Here is a 13,410-nt window from a genome sequence, read left to right as displayed (position 1 = left end):
GGCGTTCGCTGCGGCTATGTCATCATCATGACCAGCACCATGCCCCAGATCGTCAGCAGCGTGTTGCCGACCGCGTAGGTGACGGTGTAGCCGAGGCCCGGAATCTGGCTCTTCGCCCGGTCGTTGATCATGCCCAGCGAAGCGGTCGTCGTCCGCGCGCCGGAGCAGCATCCGAGCAGGATCGCGTCGTGGAATTTAAACACGTACTTGCCGACGAACATCGCCAGGATCAGCGGCACTGTCGTCACGACGACGCCCCAGAGGAACAGGCTGAAGCCGAGCTTTTGCAGGCCGGCGACAAACCCCGGACCCGAGGAGATACCGACGATGGCAATGAAGACGTTCAGGCCGACCGAGTTCATGAACCACACGGTGGGTGACGGAATGCGACCAAAGGTCGGGTGCACGGACCGGAGCCAGCCGAAGAACAGGCCGGAGATCAGCGCGCCGCCGGAGGTGGACAGTGTGAGCGGCACGCTCCCGATCTTGTAGACGAAGGCGCCGACCAGGGCGCCGATCGCAATCGCCGCCCCGATGAAGGCAACGTCAGAAACGTCGGTTGCGCGGTCCGGCCGGCCCAGCATCTTTGTGGTGGCAGCGACATCGGATGTGCGGCCCACCAGGGTGACAATGTCGCCCCGGTTGATCCTGGTGTTCGGCAGGATCGGAATCTCGATCGCGATCGCGCCGCGGGCGATCTTGCGCAGGAATACGCCGCGGGCGCCCGGTTCTTTCGCCAGCTCCTCGAGCGTTTTGCCATCGACGTCCTTGCTGGTCACGTAGACATCGACGCCCTCGATCGGCACCGCCAGCAGCTCGCGATCGTCGACTTCCTCGGCCTGCTCGCCGATCAGCTGGACGAGCACATCGCGGCGGCCTGCAACGGCGACGATGTCGCCGGCATGAATCACGGTGTCCGAAGTTGCCTCAACAATCCTCCCGGCTTGCCGGAGCCGGAGGACGAAGATGCGATGATCGGGAAGCAGTGCCTCCGCCTGCCCGACTGTCTTGCCGGCGACGGGTCCGCGCTCATGAACGCGATAGGCACGCACATCGAACTGGTGCCAGGCCGTCCCCGGGCCACCCAACTGCTTCTTGCCGCCGTGCTCTTCCTCATATTTCTTGCATGCGGTCTCGAGATCGATCCCGAGCAGCGCAGGTCCGAGCAGGGCCAGGACGATCGCCGAGCCGACCGTGCCGAAGATATAGGTGACGGCATAGGCGACCGGCATGGCATCGAGCAGCTTCTTGGCTTCATCCGCGGGCAGACCGAGGCGATTGATGGCGTCGGTCGCGAGCCCCATCGATGCGGAGATCGTCTGCGAACCGGCATAGAGCCCGACCGCCGATCCGACGTCGTAGCCGGCAACCTTTGCACCGAGATAGGCGGACATCAGGCAGAAGACACACACCACGGCCGCGAAAATCGCCTGCGGAATGCCGTCCTGTGCGATGCCGCGCACGAATTGCGGTCCGACGCCATAACCGATGGCGAACAGGAACATCAGGAAGAAGAACGGCTTGAGCGGGCCCGAAATGGTGATCCCGATCTGGCCGATGATGACAGCGGCGATCAATGTCGCGGTCACCGCGCCGAGACCGAGACCCTTGTAGGTGAAGGATCCGAAATAGTAGCCCAGCGCCAGCGAGAGGAAGATCGCGATTTCGGGATAGGTGCGGAGCGTCTGGAAGAACCAATCGATCATGATGTCACCCGTTCGTGCTGTCCCGGAGCTTCGGCTTGCGCCCACTTCGATCTTGCGCTGGGTGCGCCGAAGCCGGGGCGAAGCATCGTGTCGGTGCACATGAGGCAATGGTGGGCGAGACGGATGTTGATCTATGTCAATCGCGACCGCAATTGCCTTGCAGCTTCATCGTCTTGCCGCGTGCGGGATCTCGCGCATTGCATCGCGACGCGACGATCTCTCAGGGGCGCGAGCACGAGACCGTTGACATAGATCAAGGGTCGTCACCGGCTGCCGATCATGCTGCGCGCGATCGCGCAGGCAACAGAGCCTGTCGCTTCCATTCCAACAGCTTGCATCGCCCCGGGAGTGTCACAATGGCCGATCTTCTGACCTTAAAGAAATTCGAGGCGTTGAGCCCCTTCGAGATCAAAGACGAGCTGATCAATCTCGCGAAAACCAATTCGAAGCGGAGTCAGATGCCCTTCCTGAACGCCGGGCGAGGCAACCCGAACTGGGTCGCCACGACGCCGCGCGAAGGCTTCTTCCTGCTCGGACAGTTCGCCATCACCGAGAGCAAGCGGGTGATGGAACACCCCGCCGGCATCGGCGGCATGCCGCAGGCAAACGGCATCGCCGGACGGTTCGAGGCATGGCTCAAACAGCACAAGGACATGCCCGGCGCTGGTTTCTTGACCGAGATGCTGCCCTTTACGGTGCAGAAATTCGGCTTCGAGCCCGACGCCTTCGTCCACGAACTGGTCGATTCGATCATCGGCGACAATTACCCGGTGCCGGACCGCATGCTGGTGCACAACGAGAAGATCGTGCACGAATATCTAATGTGGGCGGTCTGCGGCGAGCCGCGGCCGGCTGGGAAGTTCGACATCTATGCGGTCGAGGGCGGCACGGCGGCGATGTGCTATCTCTTTAAGTCGCTGAAGGCCAATCGGCTGCTGGTGCCCGGCGATACGATTGCGCTGGCGACGCCGATCTTCACGCCCTACATCGAGATGACACACCTTGAAGACTACGACCTGAAGGTCGTTCAGATCAGGGCGCCGCAGGAAAACAAATTCCAGTTCACCGACGAGGAAATCAGGAAGCTGGAGGATCCGAAGATCAAGGCGTTCTTCGTCGTCAATCCGTCCAACCCGCCGGGGATGGCATTGAGCAAGGAAACGGTAGCCAAGCTGGCCAATCTGGTCAGGACCAAGCGTCCCGACCTGATGATCCTTACCGACGACGTCTACGGCACTTTCGTGCACAACTTCCGTTCGCTGCTCGGCGAGCTGCCGCACAACACTATCGGCGTCTACTCCTATTCGAAGTATTTCGGCTGCACGGGATGGCGGTTGGGAGCCATCGCCATCCATGAGGACAACATCTTCGACAAGAAGATCGCCAACCTTCCGGACGAGGCCGTGAAGGCGCTGGACAAACGCTACGGGCCGCTCACGCTTGAACCGCGCAAGCTCAAGCTGATCGACCGCATCGTCGCCGATAGCCGCGATGTGGCGCTCAATCACACCGCCGGATTGTCGTTGCCGCAGCAGGTGATGATGAGCCTGTTCTCTCTAGCCGAGATGATGGACGTGAAGAAGGCCTATCAAGCCGCCTGTATGGAAATCGTCAACAAGCGCCTGTGGTCGCTGCTCGACGGCCTCGGACTGGCCGACAAGCTGACCCCGAATCCGAACTATGATGCTTACTACGCCCTGATCGATTTCGAATTCTGGGCCCGTAAGAACATCGGCGACGAGGCCGTCGAACACCTGAAGAAGAGTATTCACCCGCTGGACCTCGCATTCAGGCTGGCCGAAGCCCACGGAATCGTGCTGTTGAACGGAGGCGGCTTCGACGCACCCGAATGGTCGCTTCGCGTGTCGCTCGCGAACCTGCCCGATGATGTCTACGACGACATCGGACGAGGCGTCCGGACCATCGCCAGGGGCTATCGCGACACCTACGAGGCGGCGAAGGGCGCAGCCGCGAAGCGCTGACGGTACATGTCTGCCACTTGCTATCCTGCTGGCCCTGGTGTGCCGCCTCGATGCCCGGGCGACGGTTTCCGCCGCCCGGATCTGGCGCACCCTCGATACGCGCGCACGGCCTGCACCAATGGCCTTGCCGGTCGGAACGATGTCATGAATCGCGCCGGACGTGCTTGCTTCTGGGCAACCTGCACGCTCACTGACAGACAAGTACCGGGGTCTTTGCCTGCGTCAGCACTTTGTTGGTCACGCTGCCGATGAGAAGGGCGGAGAGGCCGCTGCGCCCGTGCGATGACATGACAATGAGGTCGCAGCCTTTGTCCTTGGCTGCTGCGATGATGGCTTGATCGGGTCGCCCGCTCTCCACCAGGCTTGTCTCGCAGGCAGCGCCGGCCTCTTTTGCCGCGCGTGTGGCGCGATCCAGCGCGCCCGCCGCTTCTTCCTTGCGAATCTCGGAGTATCTCGCGAGCAATTCACGGTACTGCCCTCCTATCTCCGAGAGCGGTTCCACAACGAAGATGACCGATGCTTTGGCGCCGAGGGATTTTGCCAGCGCCAGCCCATGCCTGAGCCCATGCTCCGCCAGTTCCGAGCCGTCTGTTGGAATGAGAATGTGCCGGTACATGCCTTGACCTCCCGATTGTCTGGACGACTTATCGCTGTCTGCCAAATGTAGGCTGAGCTTCGGATCCGGTCTTGAGATAGATCAATCGATTTGCCCGGCGCGCGCCCGCCGGACGCCACCAATCGACGTGAAGCCGAAACAACTCCGATCGCCAAATCATGCAGATCGGCTCGCACGCTTGATCTAGATCATGGTCCACGCGGGAGTTTCGTAGCGAAATTTCGACGACGAAGGTTCGCGAACCAATCCGGTCTCGCATCACAGCGGGCGCATGCAGATGTGGGTGCTGATGTATGTGTTCTCCTATTCGGTTAACCCGGCTGCCACGAGCGACAAGGCCGAACGGAGGCTCCTGCCAACCGTGGTCTTTCAGGAGTTCACAAGTGAGGAGCGATGCCGCACCGCCAAGGCTACACTCGAGGACAGCCTGAAGGAGGCTGGAGCCAGGCTAAGAAGCGGCATGGAAGACTTGAAAAGCATCGGCAAGGCTGACCCGGCGCAGATCATCATTGCTTACAATGTGGAATGTCTTCCAAAATAGCATTCGACATCGAGGCAAGCGGAGCCTGAATTCACCTCAGCGAGATCGTGAGGCTGCCCAGATTAGCAGCAAACTCCAGTCCCGCTTTCGGCCCTTTGAGCAAGAGAACCACGCCATGTTCATTTCGCAGGCTTACCCCGCCTGCGCCTGCGGCCCATGCGCCGCCTGCTCCGACCAGCGCGTAGCTGCCGGCGAAATCGTTGACGTCCCTGATGCCGGTGGCGGTCCCTTCCAGCCAAGTCACGGAGGTGCCGGCGGATACCCCGAGACTGAAGCCTGACGCGATGAACGGATAATGCCGCCCGCGGTAGATCAGCGTGCCGGTCCCGCCGCCACCACCCACGATGAGCGCGGCCTTCACGAACTTGACCTGAACGTGGCCTGTCGCCTGGGCGAAGCATGGCGCGGCCAGCAGGACCAGCGCGACCAGCGCCGGTATTACGTGACGGATCATGCCTCGCATCGCTGCAACCCTCTTCGCTCAGGGATTTGTCGGGTCCACTTTCTTCCAGGTGTGATCCGGATCGAAAGCGATCATGCGCTTGGCCAGGAAATCGGTGCGTGACCCGAGATCCTTTTGATAGACGGTGCCTGCGTGGTTGACGAGGAAGGTCATGACGCCGGAATTTGCGTATTCAGCCGGCCAGGCGACCAGTGCAAATCCACCGATCATCTTGCCCTTCACGACATAGTTCAGTGCGCCGCCGGGGGCATCGGAACCCTGACCCTTCAGGATCCGATAGTAGTATCCGTGGTACGGCGCGCTCTGCTCGCCGACCTTGTAGCCTTCCGCAGCGGCTTGCGCCGCCAGTTCACCAAGCGGGCTCGGATCCTTGTCGTCGCGCCAGAACAATCCGTCGGTCTTGCCCGGCCGGCTGACAATGCGTTGGGCGTAGGCGCCGACACCCTCGCCGCGATCCTTCTCGGCGTATTCGTTCTGCGCGTCGACATAGGCCAGACTGGTCTGGATTGCAGCCAGCTCGTTGCGGCCAATCCTGCGGTAGAGGATTTCGCGACGACCCGCATCCGCGTCGAAACTCCAGCCGTCGTTGTTGTTGACGAGGGGGATCGGGAACGGGAAGTCGTCCTTTCCCAAAATAAGAATGGCTTTCTTGTTGCCGTCAGTCTTGATCGAATGCCTGGCGTCGTAGGCTGAAAGAAAGCTCTCTCGCGCGTTGGCGTCGGCGACATCGTCGCCGGACTCGATGATATCGGCCGCGTCACGGCCCAGCACCTTCAGCATGGCCCGGCTCGTGCCAGCCTTGACGGCGGTTGCCAGGGCGGACGCCGCGTCTTCAGGGTTGGGGAAGCCCTGCTGGGCACGAGCCGGAGACAGCAGCACGGCGAGCGCCGTTGCTGCAGCCATGCTGATGGAAGCAATACGATCCAATCGCAAGTACGAAGAGCCTGTCATCGTGATGCCTCCGACGGGGATGGAATCTTTGTGCCGGCGGCAAACCAGTCGTGGTAACTGCGGAACTTGATCCCGAGCTTGTCGTAATAGACCCTGAGATAGCCGTCGGCGCCACGCGTCACAGCCGCCGGCATGACCTGCCCGACCTCCTGCGCCATCACGCCGACATAAGCCTTGCTGCTGCCGAGATAGCTGAAGCGGTAGTAGCCGAGGCCGTTGGCGAGATATCCAAGCAGCTCGATATCGTGCTTGAGCGCGATGTCGGAACGTCGGCCACCGCCGCCGCCACGGAAGCCGCCACCTCCGCCACCGCCGCGGAAACCACCGCCACCTCCGCCGCCGAAGCCACCGCCGCCACGGCCCGCGAAACTTGCGCCGCCGCCGCGCGGCATGCTGGCCATGCTCGATCGCCCGCGCGCCGACGCCGCCGCAGCTGCCCGTCCAGACGACACGTTCATGGCCCCGCCGCGATTGCCGCCGCCACGATTCGCCGCAGCTGCGCGGTTACCGGCGCTGCCGCGGTTGGCGGCCTTTGCGCGATCGCCACCGCCCTTGTTGCCTGCACCCGAGCGGTCGCCTCCTTTGGCGCGATCGCCCGCACCGGCACGGTCGCCACCTCTGCCACGATCGCCAGCGCGATCGCCGCCGCGGTCTCCTGCCCGATCACCTGCGCGATCTGCACCCTGGCGATCGCCGCCGGGATTGAGGACCTGCTGACCGTCGCGGCCGCGATAGTTCATCCGGTCGCTGACACCGGCCCGGTTGCTGTTGCCACCGAAGCGCTGCTGCACATTGCTGTTGTTGTAGCGGACGCCCTGGCGATGCGCCGGATTGTGCTGCCAGCCGTTTGCGATGTTGGTGGTCCGGTGATTGACATAGACGTTGCGATTGCCCCAGTTGAAGCCGCCGCCCCAGTAATTGCCCCAGCGTCCGATCGCCCATCCCGCACCGAAGGCAAGGCCCGCCGCGACGACACCGGCGCCGATATAGGAGGGATAGCCGAAATAGTACGGCGGGTAGGCAGCATAGGGCCACGCGCCGTAGACCGTGGCGGGATCGTAATAGGGCACGTAGACCGTGTTCGGATCGGTCTGCTCGATGACGATGACCTGCTTGTTCTCCTGGGTCTGGACGCTGACCTTCTGCTGCTTGGTCGTCACCAGCTTGTTGTTGGCCTGCGCCTTGCTGCGCAGCCGCTGGATCGCATCCATGACATCGGCCTGTTGGGCCAGCACGGCATCACCGAGATTCTTCGTCCAATCGATCTTGTCGCTCATCATCGCGAGCACGTCGGCGGTGCTCGCGAGTGCCTTAACGCTGTCATCCCAGGCCTGCTTGTCGACCTCGGTCTTCAGCGCATCTCCCTTCAGACTCTTGCGCTCCTTCAGCCAGCGATCGGCCTGCACCACCTCAAGCGGATAGGTCGATGCCGCCAGCACATTGGCCAGCAGCGAATCCGGGTAGAGCGCGATCGGCGCCACCAGGGCTTCCAGCTGTTCAGGCTTCAGCAGTTGATCGGCCGGCTGGGTCGCGGCCGGCTGGCTCGCCTGAGCGGGCTGACCGGTTTGGGCTGGCGGCTTGTCAGCCGTCTGCGCGAATGCGGCGACCGATGTCATCGACACCAGCACGACCGCGAGCAGAGTCTTGCCCCAACGGACCATCGCGACCTCCATCGACGCCAACGGTCGTTAGCATCGGCCACGGCCATGCCCCCTCTTTGATCGAGATCAAGGAAAATGTCCGTCCACCCAGCTTCGACCCGGCTGCTGCGACGCGAGATGGATGCGGCGATCATGGATCAGGTTCTCGAGCCGATGAGCGGCAACGTTGACTGCCGTTACCGCGCGCTCGGCTTTGTCGTCCGCGACCGGCTGCTCGCGCTGCGTACGCAGCAACTGGTCGATTTCGTGCTCGATCTCTTCCAGTTCCGCCTCATGCTCGGCCGCCCGAATGCGAGGACCCAGCGCATAGAGTGTATCGAGCGCCTCCTTGCGGCTCGGTTTCCCGACCGGCCGGAGGAACTTCCACGCCGCCGCGAGCACAGACGCAAGGGCGCCTGCGATCATCGGCGCCAGGAAGATCGCGTTGCCCCATTGGTCGAGAAAACTCTCCCTGGTTCCCTCATACACCGCCGCCGCGCCGGGATGCACGGGGATGTAGGCGCCTGCGTCGGTATCGGGCGTTGCGATCTGCGAGAGCGCCGGCAATTCAGCAAGCAAGTCCCGCCGCGCATTCATGATCGACTGCGTCAGGTCGCCGATCAGATCATTCCCGAGCTTCTTCTGCGCTACCAGATAGAACGACGTCTGCAACGTGGTTAGATCGTCAGAAGGAATCGGCGGTGAACCGCGCAAGGTTCCCTTCGGTACATCAAAGCTTTCATAGGCGCGCTCCTTTTCGGCGATCGCGCCGGCAGACCCGATGGCGATCATCACCGGGCCAGCCCGCGCAGTGTGCGGGACGACATTGCGCAGCAGCGCAAGATATTTCTCGGTGAGGGGCATTACGAGCAGGATCGCCCGCACTTCCTTGGCCTCGAGCGCCCGGCGCGCGTCCGCCGGGGCCAGCGGCTTGAACATCACACCTGCGCGCGTCAAATCGTATTCGTCGGTCAGCACCTTGATCAGCTTCTGATTGGCCTCGGCGCCGATCACACCGATCGTGGCGCGCTTCAGCTCCGCAACATCGGATATCGACGTGCCGGGCGGCGCAACCATCAGCACGGTGGCGTGGGCCAGTACGATGACGGCCTGGGCCTGCGAGAGATCACCGACATCGCCACGGACGATGGCGAGGTCGACCTTTCCGGACGCGAAGGCTGCGGCCGATTCGAGCGGTCCCGGGGTCTGGACCAGACTGAGGCGGACCGGCGCTTTCGACTGTGCGAACCTTGCGGCGATCGCTGACACCAGCCGGCCGCTTCGCCATCCAGCGAACCCACCGCGATCGTCAAGGTGGTCGGCCGCTCATACCAGCGGTAGCCCAACAGGCCGGCGCCGCCTGCCAGAAGGACAAGCCCAACCACAAGGGCGATGCGCAATGACCTCGGCAACCTGCTCGGATCCACGTCACGTAACCCAATCGGATCGGCGTCAGCCAACAACGGTCTTGCAGACCTGAGCCGGTGCGGGAGCAACAGGCTAGATCTTGCACCGATGATAATTGACCTCCATCCCCTCGATGCCCGGGAACTGGCGCGTAATCGTATCGTCGTCGACAGCCTTCAGGAAGAACTGCACATTCGACACCATGATTCCAGACGCACAACCGACGATGATGTTGATGTTCTGGCCGTCGTCCTTGCGCGACTTGATCTTGCAGTTCTCGAACTTGCCCCGCAGGCGATCCGGCTCGGCGATGAATCCTCCACCATAGACGCCCGAGAAGTTCGAGAAGGTCAGCTGGTTCGCCCTGCCCTTGTGCGCGAACACTTTTCGGCATTGCTCGGCACTTGTCGCCCAGGCGCCTGTGAGATCGAAGGCGGCGGCACGATCCGGTAGTGCGAAGATCACACCCGTCACCACGATTGCGCGAAACTTGCCATCCAGATTCATCTGCTGTTTCCCTGTTCGCGCCCGTCAATGGCCACTGAGCACCAGCGTTTTGATCGGCAGTAGCAGAGCCTGGATCCGAAGCAGCAACGCATGAACGAGGGCAGTCGCATCGACGGCGTGCAGGGCGAAGCCCTTCAACGCGCTGGTTTTCGGATCGGCAATCTCGTCATGGTTGCTCGTGTAGGCATTGACGATGCAACTGCTGCCCGGCGTCACGCCATCAAGGCCGTTTTTGTAGAGCGGCTCGAGGAACACGAGGATTGAACCTGGCTGTTGCAGGTTCTGCGGGTCGATCAACAGCTCGCTGGCCCGAAACTGGCCGGCGGCGATGAAATCCTGCACGCTGGTGACAACCAGCGGAATGATAACCCAGGGCTTCGACATGCAAGTGGCTTCCGCGATCATGCCGGGCTTCATCACCTGGGCCTCGATCTGCCCGAACCCCGCCTGCAGCCGGTTCCGGCCTGCTTCTTCGGGTATCATGACTCCGGCCGGCCGCATGATCTGGGCGACGAGATCTCCGGGGCGAACGAGGAATTGCTCGACGCGGCCGTTAACGCCTGCTCGGACGAAGGTCTTGTCAAGATCAACCTGCGCTTGTGCGCGCGCGGCCTCGGCGCTCGCCTTCTCGGCCGGCAGAAGCGTGGAGACGCGCAACGTCGCCGACTCCTTGGCGGCACTGGCTGCATCGACGCCGGACTGCCGCTGATCAACCAGAACCTGCAGCTTCTCGATGTCACGTTGCGGCACGATGCCGGGATTGCGGCGTTGCAATTCGCTCTTAACCTCCAGCTCATCCTTGGCCTGCTGCAAAGAGGCTTTCGCCTCCCCAATCTGAGCGTCCGCCTTCACGACGTCGACCTGCGCCGCGGTCAACGACGCATCCACCTCGGCGATCTTTCGCTTGGCGGTCTCGAGTGCAGCCTCCTGCTTCGAACTATCAAGCCGGAACAGAACGTCCCCCTTCTTCACCGTCGCGGTGAAGTCGACATTGACCTCGACAACGCGGCCGGACCCTTCAGGCAGGATCGGCACGGTCCTGAAGTAGAGCGCCGCGGAGGTGGTCGAGGGATGGAAGTAGAAGATCATCGTGATCAGCGAAACCGTGAGCATCAGGCAGCCGGTGATACCCCACCTCAGCTCGTACCAGACGGAGAAGAACGTGATCTCTTTGCCGAACCGCTTGCCTTGCCGATAGCGGCGGTAGAGATAATCCGGCAGGATCGTCACCAACGAGCAGATCATGAGCTCAAGCATGGTCGTGCACCACTGGCTTCGCCGGAGCCCGAACGTCGGGACCGCCGCCGGGTACTTCGGACTCGTCAGCAGGCGTGCTCGGCGTGGCATCGGCGATACGCTCGACGGAATCGGCAATGCTGCGGATCGGCGTGCCGAAATCCGGCAAGTCGATGAGTGCCAGAAGCAGGCCAGCGATCCAGAAGATATGCATGTGGGTGAAAAGCGAGATCAGGCCGAGGACCGCGACGATCTCGAACTGAAGCTTCTGAGACTTGTGCGCCATGCGCTCCGGCAGGCTGTGCAGCTTCCAGTAAAGGGTGCCAACCCATAAGACCGTAGCTACAAGAAAAATGCCCATCACCACCGTCAGGGTGTCCGACCCGTCGGCGCCGGGAATAAAAAACGGCAGATGGTGCGGAGCCAGCGGATGCATCTGTTCGCTCAAGCCAAGCCTCCCTGCAGCGATCGAGTCGCCTGCGATCCTTGATCGACATTAGGTGTCGTCCCATCGCCCTGATTTGATCTGGATCAAGGATGGCGGTTGGCTCGTCCCTACCGTTTCCGGAGCAAGGTGGATGACCTGGCTTAGGAGTCCCCAGCCATGCGAGACAAGATCGATGACCTGATCCCGAACGCACAAGAGATCCAGCAGCAGGCCGCGTCCAAGGAAGCCGAAAAGGCCGAGGAGCACGCCAAGCGTGCGGCCACCATCGAAGCCGAAAAGCTCGCCTTGATCGAGCGGCTGAGCAAGCCTTCAGGGCTCACCGAGGACGAGAAGGTCAAGCTGGCATCGACGGTGATTCAGCGCGCGGTGCGCAACGGCCTCAGCGAAGTGCAGGTCTATCGTTTCCCGAACTCGCTGTGCAGCGACAAGGGGCGGGCCATCAATCAGATGGAGGCCGGCTGGGAGAAGACGCTGACAGGGATTCCCAAGGAAATCTACCAGCTCTGGGCGGACTACCTGCAGCCGCGCGGCTACCGCATCCGCTACCAGGTCGTCGATTACCCCGGCGGCATGCCTGGCGACATCGGCATCGTCATTGCCTGGGGCGATTAGCTCAAACGATGGACGGGATATCCATGGCGAAAGACAAGTCCGCTGAGAAGATGAAGCGCAAGGACTACGAAGAGGAGCTGCAGAAGCTCCAGGTCCAGCTCTGCCGTCTGCAGGATTGGGTGCAGGCGAACAAGCTCAGGGTCATCATCCTGTTCGAGGGACGCGACGCCGCCGGCAAAGGCGGAACGATCAAGGCCCTCACCGAGAAGGTGAGCCCGCGCGTGTTTCGCGTGGTCGCCCTGCCCGCGCCGTCCGATCGCGAGAAGTCCCAGCTCTTCATCCAGCGCTACATGCAGCAGTTTCCGGCGGCCGGGGAAATCGTGATCTTCGATCGCAGCTGGTACAATCGCGCCGGCGTCGAATATGTGATGGGGTTCTGCACGCCGGCGGAGCACAAGCGCTTCCTCTCGCTCTGCCCGCAGATGGAGCAATACATCATCGAGGGCGGCATTGTCCTGATCAAGCTGTGGCTCGAGGTCGGGATGGAGGAGCAGGAGCGGCGCTTCAGGGCGCGGATCGACGATCCGATGCGGCAGTGGAAACTGAGCCCGATGGACACGGAATCCTACCGGCGCTGGTACGACTACTCCCGCGCGCGCGACCTGATGTTCAAGGCGACGAGCTCGAAGCACGCGCCATGGAACGTGATCCGCTCCGACGACAAGCGGCGGGCGCGGCTGAACTGCATCTCATTCCTGCTGAAGACGATTCCGCACGGACGGGTCAAGCGCGACAAAGTCAAGTTGCCCAGGCGCTCCACCAAGGGTCGCTACAACGATCAGGCTGGTCTGCGTGGGATGAAGTTCGTCGAGGAACGCTACTGAAAGCCCAGGCCGCGCCGAGCGCGGCCTGGGTTCTTCGGACCTATTTCAGGCGGATCGAAACGCCGCCCACGGCGGCCGAGACCTCGGCACCGACCTTCGGGCCGCTGAGCTGCAGGATCACGCCGTTGGCGTTCTGCAATTGCACGCCTCCGCGCCTGCGGCGATTGCCCCGCCGGCACCTGCGGCGCTGTAGGAGCCTTCGATCGAAGCCGGCCCCCGGAGGTTGAGGGCCCGTCCGACAAGCTTGGTCGTCGAGGCGCCGATCGTGAAACCGACGCTCATGCCCGAGACCGTGAACGGGTAGTGCTTGCCGCGCAGCGTCAAGACGCCCTCGCCGCCTCCGACGCCAACGATGAACCCACCCTTGGTAAAGATGACGGCGACCGAGCCGGTCTCAGCCAGCGACGGCGCGCTGAAGCCGGCCACGCCGATCGCCAGTGCAGCAAGAGCTCCGATCAAACTCGCTTCCCTCATGTT

General features: G+C 62.5%; 13 protein-coding genes and 1 pseudogene. 4 read left to right on the top strand and 10 right to left on the bottom strand.

Features of this window, described 5'->3' with window-relative positions; translation table 11 throughout:
- Positions 1–14: 14 nt before the first annotated feature.
- A complete protein-coding gene (aspT, locus tag AKN84_RS03975) occupies positions 15–1,706 on the bottom strand; it encodes an aspartate-alanine antiporter (RefSeq protein ID WP_050419463.1) in 1,692 nt (563 codons plus the stop codon).
- 356 nt (positions 1,707–2,062) lie between these two features.
- Here aspT and aspD point away from each other — a divergent pair, with 356 nt between their 5' ends.
- Positions 2,063–3,688: an aspartate 4-decarboxylase gene (aspD, locus tag AKN84_RS03970; protein ID WP_050419462.1), complete on the top strand. Its 1,626-nt coding sequence runs from the start codon at positions 2,063–2,065 to the stop codon at positions 3,686–3,688.
- 187 nt (positions 3,689–3,875) lie between these two features.
- On the opposite strand, the gene AKN84_RS03965 is transcribed toward aspD, so the two are convergent.
- Complete coding sequence (locus AKN84_RS03965; protein ID WP_050419461.1) at positions 3,876–4,304, bottom strand: universal stress protein; 429 nt, start codon at positions 4,302–4,304, stop codon at positions 3,876–3,878.
- A gap of 271 nt (positions 4,305–4,575) precedes the next feature.
- Here AKN84_RS03965 and AKN84_RS03960 point away from each other — a divergent pair, with 271 nt between their 5' ends.
- Positions 4,576–4,845, top strand: a complete 270-nt coding sequence (locus AKN84_RS03960; RefSeq protein WP_244484917.1) for a hypothetical protein — start codon at positions 4,576–4,578, stop codon at positions 4,843–4,845.
- 31 nt (positions 4,846–4,876) lie between these two features.
- Here the strand turns inward: AKN84_RS03960 and AKN84_RS03955 are convergent, their stop codons facing one another.
- From AKN84_RS03955 to AKN84_RS03925, 7 genes are all read right to left on the bottom strand, one after another.
- Complete coding sequence (locus AKN84_RS03955; protein WP_244484916.1) at positions 4,877–5,299, bottom strand: hypothetical protein; 423 nt, start codon at positions 5,297–5,299, stop codon at positions 4,877–4,879.
- Between the two features lie 27 nt (positions 5,300–5,326).
- Entirely contained in the window at positions 5,327–6,211 is an 885-nt protein-coding gene (locus AKN84_RS03950; protein WP_128970411.1) for a DUF2950 domain-containing protein, read from the bottom strand.
- A 44-nt stretch (positions 6,212–6,255) separates the two neighbouring features.
- Positions 6,256–7,920 (bottom strand): DUF3300 domain-containing protein, encoded by a 1,665-nt coding sequence (locus AKN84_RS03945; protein WP_050419600.1) that lies wholly within the window; start codon positions 7,918–7,920, stop codon positions 6,256–6,258.
- Positions 7,921–7,986: 66 nt separating this feature from the next.
- Positions 7,987–9,168: a TAXI family TRAP transporter solute-binding subunit gene (locus AKN84_RS03940; RefSeq protein ID WP_347337294.1), complete on the bottom strand. Its 1,182-nt coding sequence runs from the start codon at positions 9,166–9,168 to the stop codon at positions 7,987–7,989.
- 231 nt (positions 9,169–9,399) lie between these two features.
- Complete coding sequence (locus AKN84_RS03935) at positions 9,400–9,813, bottom strand: hypothetical protein (protein WP_050419458.1); 414 nt, start codon at positions 9,811–9,813, stop codon at positions 9,400–9,402.
- Between the two features lie 24 nt (positions 9,814–9,837).
- Positions 9,838–11,070 carry an HlyD family secretion protein gene (locus tag AKN84_RS03930; RefSeq protein ID WP_050419457.1) on the bottom strand — a complete coding sequence of 411 codons (1,233 nt, stop codon included), beginning with the start codon at positions 11,068–11,070 and terminating at the stop codon, positions 9,838–9,840.
- On the bottom strand, positions 11,063–11,497 hold the full coding sequence (locus tag AKN84_RS03925) for a hypothetical protein (protein WP_128970409.1): 435 nt from the start codon (positions 11,495–11,497) through the stop codon (positions 11,063–11,065). Before AKN84_RS03925 ends, AKN84_RS03930 begins: the two co-directional genes overlap by 8 nt.
- A gap of 156 nt (positions 11,498–11,653) precedes the next feature.
- Between AKN84_RS03925 and AKN84_RS03920 the strand changes: the two genes are divergently transcribed.
- Together AKN84_RS03920 and ppk2 are read left to right on the top strand one after the other, a co-directional pair.
- A complete protein-coding gene (locus AKN84_RS03920; protein ID WP_050419456.1) occupies positions 11,654–12,109 on the top strand; it encodes a hypothetical protein in 456 nt (151 codons plus the stop codon).
- 23 nt (positions 12,110–12,132) lie between these two features.
- The gene (gene ppk2, locus AKN84_RS03915; protein WP_050419455.1) at positions 12,133–12,933 is read left to right on the top strand and encodes a polyphosphate kinase 2; all 801 of its coding nucleotides are present in this window, start codon (positions 12,133–12,135) and stop codon (positions 12,931–12,933) included.
- A gap of 40 nt (positions 12,934–12,973) precedes the next feature.
- Here the strand turns inward: ppk2 and AKN84_RS03910 are convergent.
- Positions 12,974–13,407: pseudogene (locus tag AKN84_RS03910) on the bottom strand (hypothetical protein).
- Between the last annotated feature and the right edge of the window lie 3 nt (positions 13,408–13,410).

The sequence above is a fragment of the Bradyrhizobium tropiciagri genome, from assembly GCF_001189845.1.
Lineage (GTDB): Bacteria > Pseudomonadota > Alphaproteobacteria > Rhizobiales > Xanthobacteraceae > Bradyrhizobium > Bradyrhizobium tropiciagri.
The sequence above is the reverse complement of the archived record's forward strand: the minus strand, read 5'-3'. Positions and strand labels throughout refer to the sequence as shown.